This is a genomic window from Pseudomonas sp. KBN12P06040, from assembly GCF_037574965.1.
Lineage (GTDB): Bacteria > Pseudomonadota > Gammaproteobacteria > Pseudomonadales > Pseudomonadaceae > Pseudomonas > Pseudomonas aeruginosa.
Genome location: NZ_JBBELS010000001.1, coordinates 365,960 through 385,454, shown reverse-complemented (window position 1 = coordinate 385,454; position 19,495 = coordinate 365,960). Strand labels below are relative to the sequence as shown.

The 19,495-nt window shown below is 64.4% G+C and carries 16 protein-coding genes and 2 pseudogenes; 5 read left to right on the top strand and 13 right to left on the bottom strand.

What is annotated here, in order from left to right:
- Window positions 1-88 precede the first annotated feature (88 nt).
- The 8 genes from VQ067_RS01760 to VQ067_RS01725 form a co-directional block, all read right to left on the bottom strand.
- Entirely contained in the window at window positions 89-958 is an 870-nt protein-coding gene (locus VQ067_RS01760) for an ABC transporter permease subunit (RefSeq protein ID WP_003084307.1), read from the bottom strand.
- Window positions 959-1,040: 82 nt separating this feature from the next.
- On the bottom strand, window positions 1,041-1,922 hold the full coding sequence (locus VQ067_RS01755; protein WP_003121722.1) for an ABC transporter permease subunit: 882 nt from the start codon (window positions 1,920-1,922) through the stop codon (window positions 1,041-1,043).
- A 26-nt stretch (window positions 1,923-1,948) separates the two neighbouring features.
- Complete coding sequence (potA, locus tag VQ067_RS01750) at window positions 1,949-3,103, bottom strand: polyamine ABC transporter ATP-binding protein (protein WP_340080803.1); 1,155 nt, start codon at window positions 3,101-3,103, stop codon at window positions 1,949-1,951.
- A 54-nt stretch (window positions 3,104-3,157) separates the two neighbouring features.
- The gene (gene spuE, locus VQ067_RS01745) at window positions 3,158-4,255 is read right to left on the bottom strand and encodes a spermidine-binding protein SpuE (protein ID WP_003084301.1); all 1,098 of its coding nucleotides are present in this window, start codon (window positions 4,253-4,255) and stop codon (window positions 3,158-3,160) included.
- 418 nt (window positions 4,256-4,673) lie between these two features.
- Window positions 4,674-5,777: a putrescine-binding protein SpuD gene (gene spuD, locus VQ067_RS01740; RefSeq protein ID WP_003084299.1), complete on the bottom strand. Its 1,104-nt coding sequence runs from the start codon at window positions 5,775-5,777 to the stop codon at window positions 4,674-4,676.
- Between the two features lie 115 nt (window positions 5,778-5,892).
- Window positions 5,893-7,263 carry a putrescine--pyruvate aminotransferase gene (spuC, locus tag VQ067_RS01735; RefSeq protein ID WP_003084297.1) on the bottom strand — a complete coding sequence of 457 codons (1,371 nt, stop codon included), beginning with the start codon at window positions 7,261-7,263 and terminating at the stop codon, window positions 5,893-5,895.
- A 65-nt stretch (window positions 7,264-7,328) separates the two neighbouring features.
- Window positions 7,329-8,687, bottom strand: coding sequence for a glutamine synthetase family protein (locus tag VQ067_RS01730; RefSeq protein ID WP_003084290.1), 1,359 nt, complete (start codon window positions 8,685-8,687; stop codon window positions 7,329-7,331).
- A 40-nt stretch (window positions 8,688-8,727) separates the two neighbouring features.
- On the bottom strand, window positions 8,728-9,480 hold the full coding sequence (locus VQ067_RS01725; protein WP_003112938.1) for a gamma-glutamyl-gamma-aminobutyrate hydrolase family protein: 753 nt from the start codon (window positions 9,478-9,480) through the stop codon (window positions 8,728-8,730).
- Window positions 9,481-9,758: 278 nt separating this feature from the next.
- Between VQ067_RS01725 and VQ067_RS01720 the strand changes: the two genes are divergently transcribed.
- The 5 genes from VQ067_RS01720 (at window position 9,759) to aguA (ending at window position 15,413) form a co-directional block, all read left to right on the top strand.
- On the top strand, window positions 9,759-11,135 hold the full coding sequence (locus VQ067_RS01720; RefSeq protein WP_003112937.1) for a glutamine synthetase family protein: 1,377 nt from the start codon (window positions 9,759-9,761) through the stop codon (window positions 11,133-11,135).
- 255 nt (window positions 11,136-11,390) lie between these two features.
- A complete protein-coding gene (locus VQ067_RS01715; protein ID WP_003107781.1) occupies window positions 11,391-12,452 on the top strand; it encodes a polyamine ABC transporter substrate-binding protein in 1,062 nt (353 codons plus the stop codon).
- 62 nt (window positions 12,453-12,514) lie between these two features.
- On the top strand, window positions 12,515-13,180 hold the full coding sequence (locus VQ067_RS01710) for a TetR/AcrR family transcriptional regulator (protein WP_003137218.1): 666 nt from the start codon (window positions 12,515-12,517) through the stop codon (window positions 13,178-13,180).
- Window positions 13,181-13,342: 162 nt separating this feature from the next.
- Entirely contained in the window at window positions 13,343-14,221 is an 879-nt protein-coding gene (gene aguB / locus VQ067_RS01705; RefSeq protein ID WP_003111119.1) for an N-carbamoylputrescine amidase, read from the top strand.
- 85 nt (window positions 14,222-14,306) lie between these two features.
- The gene (gene aguA / locus VQ067_RS01700) at window positions 14,307-15,413 is read left to right on the top strand and encodes an agmatine deiminase (protein WP_033991362.1); all 1,107 of its coding nucleotides are present in this window, start codon (window positions 14,307-14,309) and stop codon (window positions 15,411-15,413) included.
- Between the two features lie 134 nt (window positions 15,414-15,547).
- On the opposite strand, the pseudogene VQ067_RS01695 reads toward aguA, so the two are convergent.
- The 5 genes and pseudogenes from VQ067_RS01695 to VQ067_RS01675 form a co-directional block, all read right to left on the bottom strand.
- Window positions 15,548-15,790 (bottom strand): annotated as a pseudogene (locus VQ067_RS01695) (OprD family outer membrane porin); the annotation flags it as partial.
- Window positions 15,791-15,804: 14 nt separating this feature from the next.
- Window positions 15,805-17,316 carry an IS66 family transposase gene (gene tnpC / locus VQ067_RS01690; protein WP_023105887.1) on the bottom strand — a complete coding sequence of 504 codons (1,512 nt, stop codon included), beginning with the start codon at window positions 17,314-17,316 and terminating at the stop codon, window positions 15,805-15,807.
- A gap of 63 nt (window positions 17,317-17,379) precedes the next feature.
- Window positions 17,380-17,715: an IS66 family insertion sequence element accessory protein TnpB gene (gene tnpB, locus VQ067_RS01685; RefSeq protein WP_023105888.1), complete on the bottom strand. Its 336-nt coding sequence runs from the start codon at window positions 17,713-17,715 to the stop codon at window positions 17,380-17,382.
- Window positions 17,712-18,047: an IS66-like element accessory protein TnpA gene (gene tnpA / locus VQ067_RS01680; protein WP_023105889.1), complete on the bottom strand. Its 336-nt coding sequence runs from the start codon at window positions 18,045-18,047 to the stop codon at window positions 17,712-17,714. The genes tnpB and tnpA overlap by 4 nt, the downstream gene beginning before the upstream one ends.
- A 91-nt stretch (window positions 18,048-18,138) precedes the next feature.
- Window positions 18,139-19,299: pseudogene (locus VQ067_RS01675) on the bottom strand (OprD family porin); the annotation flags it as partial.
- Window positions 19,300-19,495: the final 196 nt, after the last annotated feature.

Genomic DNA, 19,495 nt, shown 5'->3' with positions numbered 1-19,495 from the left:
CCTACGGAGCGTAGCCAGGCATTTCCCGCCACCGACGCGCCAATGAAAAAGGCCACCCGCAGGTGGCCTTTTCTTTTCGGCGGAGGGCTCAGGCCGGGGTCGGCGAGCCTTTCTGCCAGTCGGTCGCGGTCTCTTCCATCGCCTGCTGGATCGCCCGGCGACGCCGCTCCTCGGCCTGGCGGGTGAAGTACCAGGCGAAGAAGGTGAACAGCGAAACGCTCAGCAGGATCAGGCTGGCCACCGCGTTGATCTCCGGCTTCACGCCCAGGCGTACCGCCGAGAACACTTCCATCGGCAAGGTGGTCGAGCCGGGTCCGGAGACGAAGCTGGCCAGTACCAGGTCGTCCAGCGACAGGGCGAAGGACATCATGCCGCCCGCCGCCAGCGAGGGCGCGATCATCGGGATGGTGATCAGCAGGAACACCTTCCAGGGCTTGGCGCCCAGGTCCATCGCCGCTTCCTCGATCGACAGGTCGAGTTCACGCAGGCGCGCCGACACCACCACCGCCACGTAGGACGAGCAGAAGCTGGTGTGGGCGATCCAGATGGTCACGATACCCCGTTCCTGCGGCCAGCCGATCAGTTGCGCCATGGCCACGAACAACAGCAGCAGCGACAGGCCGGTGATCACTTCCGGCATCACCAGCGGCGCGGTGACCATGCCGCCGAACAGCGTACGACCGCGGAAGCGCGGGATGCGGGTGAGGACGAAGGCCGCCAGGGTGCCGAGGAGCACCGAGGAGAACGCCGTATAGAAGGCGATCTCCAGGGAGCGGCCGACCGAACTGACCAGTTGGGTGTTGTCCAGCAGGCCGACGTACCACTTCACCGACCAGCCGCCCCACACCGTCACCAGCTTGGAGGCGTTGAACGAATAGATCACCAGGATCAGCATCGGCAGGTAGATGAAGAGCAGGCCGACGATCAGCATGACGTTGGAGAAATTCCAGCGCTTCATACCTTGCCCTCCAGTTCTTTGGCCACGCTTCTGGATGGAGAGCCTGTTGAACGGGATACGGAGCGGGATACGCTGTGCTGGCTCATACCTTGCCCTCCAGTTCTTTGGCCTGGTTCTTGTTGAACAGGATGATCGGGATGATCAGGATCGCCAGCATTACCACCGCCAGGGCGGACGCCACCGGCCAGTCGCGGTTGTTGAAGAACTCCTGCCAGAGCACCTTGCCGATCATCAGGGTCTCGGGGCCGCCGAGCAGTTCCGGGATGACGAACTCGCCCACCGCCGGGATGAACACCAGCATGCAGCCGGCGATGATGCCGTTCTTCGACAGCGGCACGGTGATCTTCCAGAAGCTGGTGAAGTTACGCGCGCCCAGGTCGGAAGCGGCCTCCAGCAGGCTCGGGTCGTGCTTCACCAGGTTGGCGTAGAGCGGCAGGATCATGAACGGCAGGTAGGAATAGACGATGCCGATGTACACCGCGATGTTGGTATTGAGGATGGTCAGCGGCTCGCTGATGAGCCCCAGCCCCATCAGTACGCTGTTGAGCAGGCCGTTGTTGGAAAGGATGCCCATCCAGGCATAGACCCGGATCAGGATCGCCGTCCAGGTCGGCATCATGATCAGCAGCAGCAGGACAGTCTGCGAGGACTGGCTGGAGCGGGCGATGGCGTAGGCCATCGGGTAGCCCACCAGCAGGCAGATCAGGGTACTGATGAAGGCCATCTTCAGCGAGCCGAGGTAGGCATCGATGTAGAGCGGGTCATCGGTCAGCATCAGGTAGTTGCCGAGGTTGAGGAGCACCTGCAACTGCTGGTCCGCGTAGGCGAAGATCTCGGTGTAGGGCGGGATGGCCACGTCCGCTTCCGCCAGGCTGATCTTCAGCACGATGGCGAAGGGCAGCAGGAAGAACAGGAAGAGCCACAGGAACGGCACCCCGATGACCGCATGCCGCCCGGTGGGCATGCGCTTTTTCAGGCTGTTGGCGAATTTCATGACTGCAGTACCACGCCGCTGTCGTCGTACCAGCTGATGTACACCGACTGGTCCCAGGTCGGCCGGGCGACGTGGCGCTCGGCGTTGGCCATGAAGGCCTGGACGATCATCCCGGAGGCCAGCTTGATGTAGTACACCGAGTGGCCGCCAAGGTAGGCGATGTCGTAGACGGTGCCCTGGGCCCAGTTGTGCCCGGCGTGTTCCAGGTTGTCCGGCTTCTGCGCGCTGATCATCACTTTCTCCGGCCGCAGCGCGTAGGTGATGCGCTTGTCCTCGGCGCGGGTGCTGATGCCGTGGCCGATGTAGATCGGGTTCTCCAGCTGCGGGCAGGCGATCACCGCATGGTCCTGCACGTCCTCCACCAGCACGCCGTCGAACAGGTTGACGTTGCCGATGAACTCGCAGACCAGGCGGCTCGCCGGGGTCTCGTAGATGTCCATCGGGCTGCCGATCTGCTCGATGCAGCCCAGGTGCATGATGGCGATGCGCTGGGCCATGGTCATGGCCTCTTCCTGGTCGTGGGTCACCATCACGCAGGTCACGCCGACGCGCTCGATGATCTCCACCAGTTCCAGTTGCATCTGCGAGCGCAGCTTCTTGTCCAGCGCGCCCATCGGCTCGTCGAGCAGCAGCAGCTTCGGCCGCTTGGCCAGCGAGCGAGCCAGGGCCACCCGCTGGCGCTGGCCGCCGGAGAGCTGGTGCGGCTTGCGCTTGGCGTACTGGGTCATGTGCACCAGCTTGAGCATCTCGGCCACGCGCTCGTCGATCTCGGCCTTGGGCAGGCCGTCCTGCTTGAGGCCGAAGGCGATGTTCTGCGCCACGCTCATGTGCGGGAACAGCGCATAGGACTGGAACATCATGTTGATCGGTCGCTCGTAGGGCGGCAGGTCGGTGATGTCCTGGCCATCGAGGAAGATCCGCCACTCGGTGGGCCGCTCGAAACCGGCGAGCATGCGCAACAGGGTGGATTTACCCGAGCCGGAGCCGCCGAGCAGGGCGAAGATCTCGCCCTTGTTGATGGTCAGGGACACGGTGTCCACCGCCAGCGTCTCGTCGAACTGCTTGGTTACCCGGTCGATCTTTACCAGCACCTCTTTCGGCTGCTGGTTGCCCTCTAGGGCTTTCTTGTAGGCACCGGAGGCTATCGCCATTACCACAACTCCCAAGTCGTTGAGCCCGGTCACGCTACCGGGCGGAATTTGAACTTATTTGCCGGTCTTGATCCGGGTCCAGGTACGGGTCTGCAGGCGCAGCACCTTGGCCGGCAACACGGCGGAAACGTAGAGCTTGTCGAGCACGGCCTGCGGCGGATACACCTCCTCGCTGTCGCTGACGCTCTTGTCCATCAGCGGGCGGGCCCCCGGTATCGCGTTGGCGTAGCCGACATAGTCGCTGACCTTGGCGATCACCTCCGGACGCAGCAGGTAGTCGATGAACGCATAGGCGTTATCGGCGGCCTTGGCATCGGCGGGAATCGCCATCAGGTCGAACCACAGGTTGGCGCCTTCCTTGGGAATCACGTACTGGATGTCGATGCCCTTGCCGGCCTCTTCGGCGCGGGCAGCGGCCTGGAAGACGTCCCCGGAATAGCCGAAGGCGACGCAGATGTTGCCGTTGGCCAGGTCGGAGATGTACTTGGAGGAGTGGAAGTAGCTGACGTAGGGGCGAACCTTGGTCAGGACTTCCTCGGCCTTCTTGTAGTCCTTCGGGTCGTGGGTGTTGGGGTCCAGCCCCAGATAGTTGAGGGCGGCGGGCAGCATCTCGTCGCCGCTGTCCATGAAGGCCACGCCGCACTTGGCGAGCTTCTTCATGTTCTCCGGCTCGAAGAGGATGGCCCAGGAGTCGATCGGCTGGTCACCGAGGACTTCCTTGACCTTGGCCACGTTGTAACCGATGCCGTTGGTGCCCCACAGGTAGGGAACCGCGTACTGGTTGCCCGGGTCGCTGACCTCCAGCTGCTTGAGCAGCGCCGGATCGAGGTTCTTCCAGTTCGGCAGCTTGCTCTTGTCCAGCTTCTGGAAGGCACCGGCCTGGATCTGCTTGCCGAGGAAGTTGTTCGACGGCACCACGATGTCGTAACCGGAGTGGCCGGAGACCAGCTTGCCCTCGAGGGTCTCGTTGGAGTCGAAGACGTCGTAGCTGACGTCGATCCCGCTCTCCTTGGTGAAGTCCTTGAGGGTGGTGGGAGCGATGTAATCGGTCCAGTTATAGATGTGCAGGCTCTTCTTCTCCGCCTGCACGGGGCCCGCGATCGCCGTAGCCAGAGCGGCTACCAGCAGTGTCTTGCCAATGGAATGTTGCATGTCCGACTCCTGTTCCGGGCCTTTTCACGGCAGCACCCTGCCTGTTCGACCCGTGTTCTTCAAGTGCCGATGTAAGCCCAGATCACTCGGGTTTCATGACAACCCGACGATTCCGCCGGGAAACATGAGTGAGCTGGGTTCCCTACCGGCGTGTTGGTTTCAGGTTTTCCGGGCCCTCGGCCCCGGTGCGAGCGACACGACCGGCCCCGGCGCGGCAGATTGGCGCAGCGCCCATGGCAGCGTCTTCGTCGTCGATACTGCGTCCGGTCGTCGGGCCCCCAGGAGGAAGCGTCTGGACGAACGGGCAAAAGAGTCGAACCTCTTCGCAGGGGAGCGTGGCCGGAGGAAACCCGGCCGCGTTCCGGTTCTCTCGTGCCGGAGCGCCGGCGGCTTCAGGCGCCGCCGGGCTCCTCGCGGATCACTTGCCGGACTTGATCTTGGTCCAGCTGCGGGTCATCGCCCGCTGGGTCTTGGCCGGCAGGTCGGGGAAGGTATACAGCTTCTTCATGACCTCTTCGCTCGGGTAGATGCCCGGGTCGTTGCGGATCGCCTCGGACACCAGCGGGGTGGCCGCCGCGTTGCCGTTGGGGAACTGAACCACGTCGGTGATCTCGGCCATGATTTCCGGCTTCATCAGGAAGTTGACGAAGGCCAGGGCGCCCTCGGTGTTCTCGGCGTCCTTGGGAATGGCGACCATGTCGAAGAAGCTGCCGGCGCCTTCCTTGGGAATGTTGTACTTGACGGTGACCTTGTTCTTCGCCTCTTCGGCGCGGGACTTGGCCTGGTAGATGTCGCCGGAGTAGCCGATGGCGACGCAGATGTTGCCGTTGGCCAGGTCGGAAATGTACTTCGACGAGTGGAAGTAGGTGACGTAGGGACGGATCTTCAGGAACAGCTCTTCGGCCGCCTTGAGTTCCTTGGGATTGTCGGTGTCCGGCTTGTAGCCGAGATAGTGCAGGGCCGCCGGGAGAATCTCGGTCGGCGAGTCGAGGAAGCTGACGCCGCACTGCTTCAGCTTCTGGATGTTCTCCGGCTTGAATACCAGGTCCCAGGAATCCACCGGCGCATTGTCGCCGAAGGCCGCCTTGACCTTGTCCGGGTTGTAGCCGATGCCGATGGTGCCCCACATGTAGGGAATCGCATGCTCGTTGCCCGGGTCGCTGACTTCCAGGGTGTGCATCAGGTCCTTGTTCAGGTTCTTCCAGTTCGGCAGCTTGGACTTGTCGAGCTTCTGGTAGACCCCGGCCTTGATCTGCTTGGCGAGGAAGGAGTTGGACGGCACCACCACGTCGTACCCGGACTTGCCCGCCAGCAACTTGGCTTCCAGCACTTCGTTGCTGTCGTAGACGTCGTAGACGACCTTGATCCCGGTTTCCTTGGTGAACTTCTCCAGGGTGTCCGGCGCGATGTAGTCGGACCAGTTGTAGACGTGCAGTACCTTGTTGTCCGCAGCCTGCGCCATACCGGCCACAGAGCCCGCCAAGGTCAGGGCGAGCAGGGTCTTACCGAAACGTTTCATCATGCGGGGTAGCTCCATTTTTGTTGAAGTATCCGGGCGGTGGCGCAACCGATCGCGTCACCACCCGGTGAGCCTGGCCAACGCACTGGCGCAGTCTGGCAAAAGTCCGCTCAGGGACTCAAGCCAGGACGGCGGCGGCGGTCTGATCGAGGCACTTGCGCGCCAGGGTGATCAACTCATCGATCTGCGACGGATCGATCACCAGCGGCGGCGAGATAATCATAGTGTCGCCCACCGCGCGCATGATCAAACCGTTGCGGAAACAATGTTCCCGGCACAGCATCCCGACGCCCTTGTCGGTGAAACGCTCGCGGGTCTTCTTGTTCTTGACCAGCTCCAGGGCGGCGACCATGCCGACCCCGCGCGCTTCGCCCACCAACGGGTGGTCGGCCAGCTCCTGCCAGCGTTTCTGCAAATACGGTGCCGTTTCCGCCTTCACCTTCTCGATGATCTTCTCTTCGCGCAGGATGCGGATGTTCTCCAGGGCCACGGCGGCCGCCACCGGGTGACCGGAATAGGTGAAGCCGTGGTAGAACTCGCCGCCCTGGTTGAGCACTTCGACGATCTCGTCGCGCACCACCACCCCGCCCATGGGGATGTAGCCGGAGGTGAGGCCCTTGGCGATCGGCATCAGGTCCGGGGCGTTGCCGTAGTACTGGCTGCCGAACCACTCGCCGGTACGGCCGAAGCCGCAGATCACTTCGTCGGCGATGAACAGGATGTCGTACTTGGCGAGGATCTCGCGGATCTTCGGCCAGTAGGTGTCCGGCGGGACGATCACGCCGCCGGCGCCCTGGATCGGCTCGGCGATGAAGGCGGCGACGTTTTCCTCGCCCACTTCGAGAATCTTCTTCTCCAGCTGCTCGGCGGCCCAGACGCCGAATTCGTCCGGCGACATGTCGCCGCCCTCGCCGTACCAGTAGGGCTGGGCGATGTGGACGATGCCCGGGATGGGGAAATCACCCTGCTCATGCAACGCCTTCATGCCGCCCAGGCTGACGCCGGCGACGGTGGAGCCGTGGTAGCCGTTCCAGCGGCCGATCACCACTTTCTTCTGCGGCTGGCCCTTGGTCGCCCAATAGTGGCGGACCATACGCAGCACGGTGTCGTTGGCCTCGGAGCCGGAGCCGGTGAAGAACACGTGGTTCATGCCTTCCGGAGCGACGTCGGCGATCGCCTTGGCCAGCTCGACCACCGGCGGGTGGGCGGTCTGGAAGAACAGGTTGTAGAACGGCAACTCGCGCATCTGCCGGGTGGCGGCCTGGACCAGCTCCTCGCGGCCGTAGCCGACGTTGACGCACCAGAGGCCGGCCATCGCATCGAGGATCTTGTTGCCCTCGCTGTCCCAGATATAGACGCCTTCGGCCTTGGTGATGATCCGCGCGCCCTTCTCGTTCAACTGCTTGTAGTCGGTGAACGGCGGCAGATGGTGGTCGCGGCTCAACGCCTGCCACTCACGGGTCTTGGCGTTGGTGATTTGGCTGTTCATGTCACACCTCTTCTATTCAAGACTGTCCGGGAGCGGCGGACCACGCCGGCCGCCCCCGGTCAGGATCAAACGGAAAGCAGGAGGAATTCCCGCTCCCAGGAGCTGATTACCCGCTTGAAATTCTCGTGCTCCGCACGCTTCACCGCGACGTAGCCGCTGATGAACTTGCTGCCGAGATACTGCTCGAGGGGCTTGCAGTTCTCCATGCGCTCCAGCGCCGCTTCGATCGTCAGCGGCAGGCGCAGGTTGCGGCGTTCATAGCCGCGACCTTTGACCTGGGCGCTCGGCTTGATGCCTTCGACCATGCCGATGTAGCCGCACAGCAGGCTGGCAGCCAGCGCCAGGTAAGGGTTGGCGTCGGCGCCGGCGAGACGGTTCTCGACCCGGCGGTTCTCCGGGCTGGAGTCCGGCACGCGCAGGCCGACGGTACGGTTCTCTTCGCCCCACTCGACGTTCACCGGCGCCGAGGTATCGGGCAGGAAGCGGCGGAACGAGTTCACGTTGGGCGCGAACAGCGGCAGCACTTCCGGGATGAACTTCTGCAGGCCGCCGATATGGTGCAGGAACAGCTCGCTCATGGTGCCGTCGGCATTGGAGAAGATGTTCTTGCCGGTCTTCACGTCGACGATGCTCTGGTGCAGGTGCATCGCGCTGCCCGGCTCGCCGGTCATCGGCTTGGCCATGAAGGTCGCGGCGACGTTGTGCTTGAGCGCGGCCTCGCGCATGGTGCGCTTGAACACCAGGATCTGGTCGGCCAGGTCGAGGGCGTCGCCATGACGGAAGTTGATCTCCATCTGCGCGGTGCCTTCCTCGTGGATCAGCGTATCCAGGTCAAGGCCCTGGGCCTCGCACCAGTCGTACATGTCCTCGAACAGCGGGTCGAACTCGTTGGCGGCGTCGATGGAGAACGACTGACGCCCGGTTTCCTGGCGTCCGGAGCGGCCCACCGGGGCCTGCAACGGATAGTCGGGGTCGTCGCTGCGCTTGGTCAGGTAGAACTCCATCTCTGGCGCCACGATCGGCCGCCAGCCCTTGTCGGCATACATCTTCAACACGCGCTTGAGGATGTTGCGCGGCGACAGCTCGATGGGATTGCCGAGCTTGTCGAAGGTGTCGTGGATCACCATCGCGGTGGGCTCGATGGCCCAGGGGACGAGGAACACGGCATTCTCGTCCGGGCGGCAGACCATATCGATGTCGGCCGGGTCGAGCAGGTCGTAGTAAATGTCGTCTTCCACGTAGTCGCCGGTGACGGTCTGCAGCAGAACGCTCTCCGGCAGGCGCATGCCCTTTTCCGCGATGAATTTGTTGGTCGGCGAGATCTTGCCGCGGGCGATGCCTGTCAGATCGGAAATCAGGCATTCCACTTCGGTGATCTTGCGTTCCTTCAGCCAGCTGGTCAGCTGGTCTAACTTGGTAGTCATAAAGACCTCAGGGTTGAGAGTCCGGCCCCAACAGCCGGACTCAACGTTGCCCCGCCCTCTTGCTGCAGGCCTTACCGAAAGCCTGGAAGATAGCGAGATAGTTGGGGTTCGTCAGAACCTGCCACTCCGGGTGCCATTGCACACCAAGAGCGAAGGCTTTTGCACCTTCTACGGAGATGGCTTCGACCAACCCGTCAGGCGCCAGTGCTTCTACTCGAAGGCCCGGCGCCAGACGATCAACGCCCTGGCCATGGATGGAATTGACCTGGAACTCGCTCGGCAAGCCGATGCCGGCGAGCACTCCGCCCGGCTGCACATGCATGGCATGGCGCGGCGCGTACTGAACCTCGAGCGGCTGGTCGGCCGGCTCGCGGTGGTCCATGAAGGTTCCGACCTCGTGCACCTTCTGGTGCAGGCTACCGCCGAAAGCCACGTTCATTTCCTGGAAACCGCGGCAGATGCCGAGGACCGGAATGCCGGCGTCGATGGCGGCGCGGACGAGCGGCAGCGTGGTGGCGTCGCGGTCGGAGTCGTGGAGGGTGCCGGGCTCGCTCGCCGGTCCACTATAATGACGGGGCTCGACGTTCGACGGCGAGCCAGTGAAGAGCAAGCCGTCGACGCTGTCCAGCAGGGCTGCCTGGTCGATCGACTCGCCCAGCGCAGGAATGATCAGCGGGAGACCGCCAGCGCCGTTGACGACGGCACGCAGATATTTGTCGCCGGCAATGTGGTAGGGATGAAGACCGATCTGCTTGGTGCAGGCGGTGACGCCGATTAACGGCAGGCGAGACATGAGACACCCGTTGTTTGTAGATGTTATGGGGTTTGGCCGAGCTTAGCGTTGTTCATTTTTTTACACAATAGGCCTGTAAAAAATTGAACACGCACTCCTGAACACCCTTCGACGCGAGGTTTTTTTCGGCTTTTCGTCCGGCGAAAATGCCCTGAAAACGGCCTCAACGCCCCACAAGAGGGCGTTTTTGGCGGCTATTGACATCCCACAGGCTTTCGGATTGACTCATAGCCTACCCCCCGCATGATTGAAATTTTTAACAAAAAAGGTGTTGCATCATGTCGGTACCCCAGCGTGCCGTTCAGCTCACTGAACCGAGCGAGTTCCTCAAGGAACATCCCGAGGTCCAGTTCGTCGACCTCCTTATTGCAGACATGAATGGCGTGGTTCGCGGCAAGCGGATCGAACGCAACAGTCTGAACAAAGTCTTCGAAAAAGGTATCAATCTCCCCGCTTCCCTGTTCGCCCTCGATATCACCGGCTCCACCGTAGAGAGTACCGGCCTGGGTCTCGACATCGGCGACGCCGACCGGATCTGCTACCCGATCCCCGGCACCCTCTCCATGGAACCCTGGCAGAAGCGCCCGACCGCGCAACTGCTGATGACCATGCACGAACTGGAAGGCGAGCCGTTCTTCGCCGACCCCCGCGAAGTCCTGCGCCAGGTGGTGGCCAGGTTCACCGAGATGGAACTGACCATCGTCGCCGCATTCGAGCTGGAGTTCTACCTGATCGACCAGGAGAACGTGAACGGCCGGCCGCAGCCGCCACGCTCGCCGATCTCCGGCAAGCGTCCGCAGTCGGTGCAGGTGTACTCCATCGACGACCTCGACGAATACGTCGAGTGCCTCCAGGACATCATCGACGGCGCCCGCGCCCAGGGCATCCCGGCCGACGCCATCGTCGCCGAATCCGCACCGGCGCAGTTCGAGGTCAACCTCAACCACGTCAACGACGCCCTCAAGGCCTGCGACCACGCGGTGCTGCTCAAGCGCCTGGTCAAGAACATCGCCTACGACCACGAGATGGACACCACCTTCATGGCCAAGCCCTATCCGGGCCAGGCCGGGAACGGACTGCACGTGCATATCTCGCTGCTCGACAAGCACGGCAACAACATCTTCACCAGCGAGGATCCCGAGCAGAACGCCGCATTGCGCCATGCGATCGGCGGTGTGCTCGAGACCCTGCCGGCCTCCATGGCCTTCCTCTGCCCGAACGTCAACTCCTACCGCCGCTTCGGTTCGCAGTTCTACGTGCCGAACGCGCCGAGCTGGGGCCTGGACAACCGCACCGTGGCCCTGCGCGTGCCCACCGGCAGCCCGGACGCGGTACGCCTGGAACACCGCGTGGCCGGCGCCGACGCCAACCCCTACCTGCTACTGGCAGCGGTGCTGGCAGGCGTTCATCACGGGCTGACCAACAAGGTCGAGCCGGGCGCGCCGATCGAAGGCAACTCCTACGAGCAGATGGAGCCGAGCCTGCCGAACAACCTGCGCGACGCCCTGCGCGAGCTGGACGAAAGCGAGATCATGGCGAAGTACATCGACCCGAAGTACATCGACATCTTCGTCGCCTGCAAGGAAAGCGAGCTGGAGGAGTTCGAGCACTCGATCTCCGACCTCGAGTACAACTGGTACCTGCATACCGTCTGAGGTAGCGGTATCGGCGCGCCGGTCCTGGGCCGGCGCCGTACGCAGCGAAATCCGGGGCGGTTTCGCAGACACTCAACGCGGGGGCGTCTGTGTCTGGGAAACCGCCCCGGTCCTTTTCTCGGAACCGGGAAATGTGCGCCACGGCACAGCCTGCCGCCACGCCTCCCGCCAGACTCGATGCTGGCCTGCATCAATGCCTCTGCCGCCTGGCTCCGGCACCATCGTCCGCTCCGTTCCGTCCAGCGAGAAGATTCCATGCCCCGCCTTTCCGCCCTGCTGTTCCTCGCCCTCGCACCCTGGCTGGCCCAGGCCGAGGAGACCCTGCGCGTCTACAACTGGAACGACTACATCGACCCGCAGGTGCTCGAGTCCTTCCAGAAGGACACCGGCATCCGCGTCGAGTACCACACCTTCGCCACCGCCGAGGAACTGGACAAGGCGCTGCGCAGTGGCGAGGCGATCGACGTCGCCGTCCCCTCCCACGACACCCTGCCGGCCCTGCTGAAGGACAACCTGCTGCGGCCGCTGGACTTCACCCAGCTGCCCAACCGCAGCCATCTCGACCGTCAATTGCTGAGCAAACTGGCCGCGGTCGACCCTGACAACCGCCACGCCGTCCCCTATCTATGGGGTGCCGTAGGCCTGGCCATCAATACCCCGCAGGCCGAAGCCGCCTATGGCGGGCCGCTGCCCAACAGCTGGAGCCTGCTGTTCGACGCCAGCCAGAGCCAGCGCCTGAAAAGCTGCGGCATCAGCCTGCTGGACGCGCCGGACGAAACCCTGGCGATCCTCCTCAACTACCAGGGCCGCAACCTCGGTCGTACCGCTCCGAGCCAGGTACGCCGCGCCGCCGAGGCGCTGCACGGACTGCGACCGAACCTGCGCTACGTCGACAGCGAGCGCTACATCGCCGACCTCGAAGGCGGTCGCCTCTGCCTGGCCATGGCCTGGGTCGGCGACGCCCTGCGCGCGGCCAAGGCGGGCCAGCCGGTAAGTTTCGAGGTACCGCAGGAAGGCTCGGTGCTGTTCATCGACAACCTGGTGATCCCGGCCGGCGCCCAGCATCCACGCGAGGCGCACCGTTTCATCGACTACCTGATGCAACCGAAGATCGCCGCACAGATCACCGCCGCCACCCTCTACCCCAGCGGCAACGCCGACGCCGCCGGCTTCCTCGATCCCGCCCTGCGCCAGCAACCCGGCCTGTATCCGGACCGCGACACCAGCCGCCGCCTGTTCGCCCTGGAAACGCCGCCGGAAAAACTCCGGCCGGTGGTCGACGAGATCTGGAAGGCCTTCCGCGGCGCCAGCCACTGAGCGGCTTGCCCCGGTCGCGTGAGCTGGCGTCCAATAGCCGCTCACGCCCGGAGACCCGCCACATGCAGCCCACCTCGCCCACCCGCAAGCCCCGCGCCAGCAGCCAGGCCCGGATCGCCGCGATCCTCGACGCCGCTCGCGGCCTGCTCGCCGACGAAGGCATCGGCGGCCTGACCATCTATAGCGTGGCCGAACGCGCGGAAATGCCACCATCGTCGGTCTACCACTTCTTCCCCAGCGTGCCGGCCCTGCTCCAGGGGCTGACCGGCGAGGTCCACGCCGCCTTCCGCGCGTGCCTCGAACAGCCGGTGGACCATGCAGGCCTGCGCTGCTGGCGCGACCTGTCGCGGATCGTCGAGGAGCGCATGCTGGCGGTCTACGCCCGCGACGCGGCGGCCCGCCAACTGATTCTCGCCAGCCACGGCCTGGCCGAAGTCACCCAGGCCGATCGCCAACATGACGTGCAACTCGGCCAGGCCATGCGCGCCCTGTTCGAGCGGCATTTCCTGCTGCCTCCGCTGCCGACCGATATCGAGATCTTCAGCCTGGCCATGGAGCTAGGCGATCGCGTCTACGCATTGTCGGTACAGCGTCACGGGATCATCGACGCACGCCTGGCGGAAGAAGGCATGCGGGTGTTCGACGCCTACCTGGGGCTCTACCTGCCGCCGATCCTGGAAAAGCGTAGCGAACCATTAACCGGATTTATATCCGATTTAAATCGATAGAAAATCCATAACACTCCCTTAAACCGCTTCACAGTCCGATTTTTATCGGATATAAATCCGCCCATCACTCGATCGGGCGCGACACCCCGTTCCCGCCCGCCCGACCCACAACCGGCCGCCGCCAAGCCCGGCAGCCATCCGAGCCAGCACACGAGGTGTTCCATGACCCGCAACGTCACCGTCGCCGCCACCCAGATGGCCTGCTCCTGGGATCGTCCGGCGAACATCGCCCGCGCCGAGAAACTGGTGCGCCAGGCCGCCGCCAGGGGTGCGCAGATCATCCTGATCCAGGAACTGTTCGAGACCCCCTACTTCTGCCAGAAGCCGAACCCGGACTACCTGCAGCTGGCCACCACGGTCGAGGAGAACGCCGCCATCGCCCACTTCCAGGCCCTCGCCCGGGAGTTGCAGGTGGTATTGCCGATCAGCTTCTTCGAACGCGCCGGGCGCGCCCGCTTCAACAGCATCGCGGTCATCGACGCCGATGGCGGCAACCTCGGGGTCTACCGCAAGAGCCACATCCCGGACGGCCCGGGCTACCACGAGAAGTACTACTTCAATCCGGGCGACACCGGCTTCAAGGTCTGGCAGACCCGCTACGCACGGATCGGCGTCGGTATCTGCTGGGACCAGTGGTTCCCCGAATCGGCGCGCAGCATGGCGTTGCTCGGCGCGGAACTCCTGTTCTACCCGACCGCCATCGGTAGCGAACCGCACGACGCCAGCATCAGCTCGCGCGATCACTGGCAGCGCGTGCAGCAAGGCCATGCCGGGGCCAACCTGATGCCACTGGTGGCTTCCAACCGCATCGGCCGCGAGGAGCAGGATGGCTACGACATCACCTTCTATGGTTCTTCGTTCATCGCCGACCCGTTCGGCGAGAAAGTCGAGGAGCTGAACCGCACCGAGGAAGGTATCCTTGTCCACACCTTCGACCTCGATGCGCTGGAGCGCACCCGCAGCGCCTGGGGCGTGTTCCGCGACCGCCGGCCGAACCTCTACGGTCCGCTGAAGACCCTGGACGGCTCGCTGGAGTCCTGAGGCCTCGGGAAACGATCCGCGCGGGGACGCCCCGCGCATTCCGCGCCGGCGTCCGCCGCGCATAGCAACGATTTCAGGAGCAGCGATGAGCAATCCGACCAGCACCCCACGCGCCGACGGCTTCCGCATGCCCGCCGAATGGGAACCCCACGAGCAGACCTGGATGGTCTGGCCGGAGCGCCCGGACAACTGGCGCAACGGCGGCAAGCCGGCCCAAGCGGCCTTCGCCGCGGTGGCCAAGGCCATCGCGCGCTTCGAGCCGGTCACCGTCTGCGCCAGCGCCGGGCAGTACGAGAACGCGCGCGCACGCCTCGACGACGGCAACATCCGCGTCGTGGAAATCAGCAGCGACGATGCCTGGGTCCGCGACACCGGCCCGACCTTCGTCATCGACGACAAGGGCAATGTACGCGGCGTCGACTGGGGCTTCAACGCCTGGGGCGGCTTCGAAGGCGGCCTGTACTTCCCCTGGCAGCGCGACGACCAGGTGGCACGCAAGATCCTCGAGATCGAACGGCGCGCCCGCTACCGCACCGACGACTTCGTCCTCGAGGGCGGCTCGATCCACGTCGACGGCGAAGGCACGCTGATCACCACCGAGGAATGCCTGCTCAACCACAACCGCAACCCGCACCTGAGCCAGGCGGAGATCGAGCGGACCCTGCGCGACTACCTTGCGGTGGACAGCATCATCTGGCTGCCGAACGGCCTCTACAACGACGAGACCGACGGCCACGTCGACAACTTCTGCTGCTACGTGCGTCCCGGCGAGGTGCTGCTGGCCTGGACCGACGACCAGGACGACCCGAACTACCTGCGCTGCCAGGCCGCCCTCCGCGTGCTGGAAGAAAGCCGCGACGCCAAGGGACGCAAGCTGGTGGTGCACAAGATGCCGATCCCCGGCCCGCTGTACGCGACCCAGGAAGAGTGCGACGGCGTGGATATCGTCGAGGGCAGCCAGCCGCGCGATCCCTCCATTCGCCTGGCCGGTTCCTACGTGAACTTCCTGATCGTCAACGGCGGCATCGTCGCGCCAAGCTTCGACGATCCCAAGGACGCCGAGGCCAGGGCGATACTCCAGCGCGTGTTCCCCGAGCACGAGGTGGTGATGGTCCCGGGGCGCGAGATCCTCCTCGGCGGCGGCAACATCCATTGCATCACCCAGCAGCAACCAGCGCCGCGCAAGGCCTGACGGGCATCCCCCAGGGCGGATGGCCAGCCGCGGCGCTGTTCGCGCTGGCCGGCCCGGCACGCCGAGTGGCGCCCTGAATGAAAAAAGCCCGCGTCCTCCTGGAGGACGCGGGCTTTTTCCTGTCCGGCCGGAGCTTACAGCAGCGGCAGGGTGTAGCTGACGATCAGGCGGTTTTCGTCCTGGTCGCGCTGGTTGTTGCTCGAACCGGCGGCCGGCAGGCCGCTGCGGAAGGAGGCGTTCTTCCAGGTGAAGCCCAGGCCCTTGAAGGTGCCGTCCGGGATCACGTAGGCCAGGGAGATATCGCGTTCCCACTCGCTCTGGTCGCCGCGGGCGGTCTTGATCTTGTCGCCGCTCAGGTAAATGGTGTTGAAGGTCAGTAAGCGAACGGGCATCACACCTTGCCGGCGGATACCCAGTTGTGCGGCAGCAGCTCGGCCAGGGCGCTGGCCTTCTGCGTCGGCAGGCGCGTGAGCACGTCCTTCAGGTAGGCGTACGGATCGTGCCCGTTCAGGCGGGCTGACTGGATCAGCGTCATCAAGGCTGCGCCACGCTGGCCACTGCGCAGAGAGCCGGCAAACAGCCAGTTGGCACGCCCCAGGGCCCAGGGGCGGATCTGGTTCTCGATCCAGTTGTTGTCGATGGGCAGGTTGCCGTCATTCAGGTAGCGCACCAACGCTGCCCAGCGCTTGAGGCTGTAGTCGAGTGCCTTGGCGATCGCGCTGCCTTCCGGCACCTTCTGCCGCTGCCCAAGCATCCAGCTATGCAGGCCATCGATGATCGGCCTGGCTTTGTCCTGGCGCAGTTGCCGTCGCTGTGCGGCGAGCAACTCTCGCCCTTCGCGCTCCACCTCGTACAGCTGACCGATGTACTGGAGGGCCTGCTCGGCCAGTTGGCTCTGGTTGGCGGCATGCAGGTCGAAGAACTTGCGCCGTGCATGGGCCATGCAGCCGATCTCGGTCACGCCTTGCTCGAAGCTGGCCTTGTAGCCGACGAAGTCGTCGCAGACCAGTTTGCCCTGCCAGTCGCCCAGGAAGCTGCGCGCGTGCTCGCCAGCCCGGCTCGGCCTGAAGTCGTAGACCACGGCCTTGAGGTCGGCGAAGGGGCTGGGTGCATAGGCCCAGACGTAAGCCCGCTGGGTCTTCTTCGTGCCCGGGGCGAGCATCTGCACCGGGGTTTCGTCGGCGAGGATGACGTCCTGCTGGAGCAGGCAGTCGCGCAGGGCATCGACCAGGGGTTGCAGCTGGACACCGCAAGCGCCGACCCATTGCGCCAGCGTGGAACGCGCGATAGCCAGCCCGGCGCGGGCGAAGATCTTTTCCTGGCGGTATAGCGGCAAGTGATCGGCGAACTTGGCCACCATGACCTGAGCCAGTAGCCCGGCAGTCGGGATGCCCTTGTCGATCACCTGCGCAGGCACTGGGGCCTGGATCAGCGTTTCACACTGGGCGCAGACCCACTTGCCACGGATATGCCGCTCGACGGTGAAGGTGCCCGGGGTGTAGTCGAGCTTCTCGCTGACGTCTTCACCGATGCGCTTGAGCTGGCAGCCGCAGGCACACTGGGTGCTGTCCGGCTCGTGAAGTATCAGCGTGCGCGGCAGTTCGGCCGGCAGCGGCGCTCGCTTGGGCTGCTGCCGTGGCTCGCGCTTGGCGGGCTCTGGTCGGGCCGTTTCAAGCTCTGCCTCGATGGCGGCGATGTCGGCCTCGATCATCTCGTCCAGCAGATTGAGCTGGTCGGCATTGAGCTGCTCGCTGCGGCGGGCGAAGCGGTGGCGCCGCAGCACGGCGAGTTCGTGGTTCAACCGCTGGTTGAGCGTTTCCAGGTGATCGACGCGCTGACTCAACTGCGCGGCCAGTTGGCGCAGTTGCTCGGGTGTCAGGTGATCGAAAGCGGCAGGACTCATGGCGCCGAGTGTGCGGATTGTCGGCCCCCTCGGCGATAGGCCATTGGCCTAATTGCGCCCCGGCTACAGGAGTCTGATCTCGGCATTGGGCCCAAGACGCTGCCAAGGTAGGCCGACCACCAGGGCCTGCAACTGCTCGGGACTGAGTTCCAACTGCTGTCCCTGCCAATTGCCCGACCAGGCGAAGCGCCCTCGATTGAGCCTGCGAGCAGCCAGCCAGATGCCGAAGCCATCGTGCACCAGCACCTTCATCCGATTGGCGCGCTTGTTGGTGAACAGGTAGGCGCAGTGCGGCTGCGCCGCACCGAAAACTTGAACCACCCGGGCCAACGCGGTTTCGGTGCCGGCGCGCATGTCCAGCGGCTCGGTGGCGAGCCAGATGCGCTCGATGCGGATCACTTCAGTAGCTCGCGCAGAAAGCGGGCGCAGCCTTCAGGGTCCTTGCCCGGCCACTGCACCGACAGTTTGCCGGCCCGATGGGGAATTGCGATCTGGATGGCCCTGTCGGCCGCACTCGGGGTAGCCGGCACGCTCGGGACGAGAGGAATTGGAATAAAACCTGAGGGTACCGCGGGCAGCTGTGCCTGCTGGCGGCGAATCCACTTGTGCACGAGATTGGCGTTGAGGCCGTGGCTCAAGGCCACGCCGGCAACCGAGGCGCCGGGCTGGGTACACTCCTCGACGACCTGGGCCTTGAAAGATTTGGGATAGGAGCGGCGTTGGCCTGGCACGGGAGATCCTCCGCAAGGGGCTTGAAATGGTGTCCACCAAAAACAGGTGGACACCATGCCGCTAGCTGGAAGAACCGGGGAGGTGTGTTGGCCAGACGCTTACGAAGGTCAGGCCCGGCACGCCGACGGTGGCGAAGTCGTAGCCGTAGCGGACCTGCCAGGTGCGCTCGCCGGCACGCTGGAACTTGCCGATCTGCACGTCGGTGATCAGGTACGCGGTGGAACCTTCGCCATCGCCACGGTTCAGGAACGGGAAGTCGCTGTCGCCGTTGAGGATCTGGTAGCCGGCGCCGATGCTGTGGCCGCTGACGGTATAGGTGAAGAGACCGCTGAAGGCGCGGTTGTCGACTTCGCCCTTGGTCACGCCGCTGCCGTAGTAGCCGCTGCTGACGTAGCCGTCGGCACGGCCGGAACGGCTGCCGTTCTTGCCGTCGGAGCTGCTGTCGAAGGCACGCAGGTCGGTCTTCAGGACGCCCGGGCCAATCTGCCAGTTGTGGATCAGGCCGAGGAAGTGCTGCTTGTAGAAGTCGTCCAGGTTGCCGTAGTAGTACTGCAGGGTCAGGTCCTTGTTGACCTTGTAGTCGCCACCCGCGTAGTAGAACTTGTTGCTGTCGCGCGAACTGGCGCTGCTGCCGTTGGCGCCGGCGATGCTCAGGCTGCGGTTGTCGGTGGAGTTACGGCCCTTGGAGTGCTCCAGTTGGCCGGCAACCAGGGTGAAGTCCTTGAGATCGGTCGAGGTGACCTGGCCGCCCTCGAAGGTGACCGGCAGCAGGCGGCCGTCGTTGTAGGTGACCACCGGCAGCTTCGGCTGCAGGGTGCCGTAGCGGAACTCGGTGTTGGATACCTTGGCCTTGGCGGTCAGGCCCAGGCTGGCGAAATCGTGCACCGGCTCACCGTTGCTTTCCAGCGGGAACACGGTGCCCGGCTGGCGGTCCAGGCCGCTCTTGCCGGCACGGCCGCCGCCGTCCAGGCGCACGCCGAGCAGGCCCAGCGCGTCGACGCCGAAGCCGACGGTGCCCTGGGTGAAGCCCGACTGGTAATTCAGGATGAAGCCCTGGCCCCACTCTTCCTGCTTGCTCGGCGAGGCGGTGCCATTGCGGTTGTCGGTATTGATGTAGAAGTTGCGCAGGGTCAGCGATGCCTTGCTGTCCTCGATGAAACCGGCGGCGACCGCCTGTTGCGCCAGGGCACCGAGGGTACCGGCAGTGATGGCCAGGGCCAGTCGTGACTTGTTGATCTTGCGACTCTTCATTGGTCTTTTCCCCATTGGTATTGCTAATTGTCTTCCGGTCGGGGGAAGTGGAACGCGTGGGCCCGACCGGTCGTTGAAACACTGAGCGCCGTACCATCCCGGAAGATGGCGCGCGCGAAACTCGGCATTCGATGGATCAGGAAACGGCGCAACCCGCGACGATGGAACGACGGGGCAGGCAAGCAGGCAGGGAGGC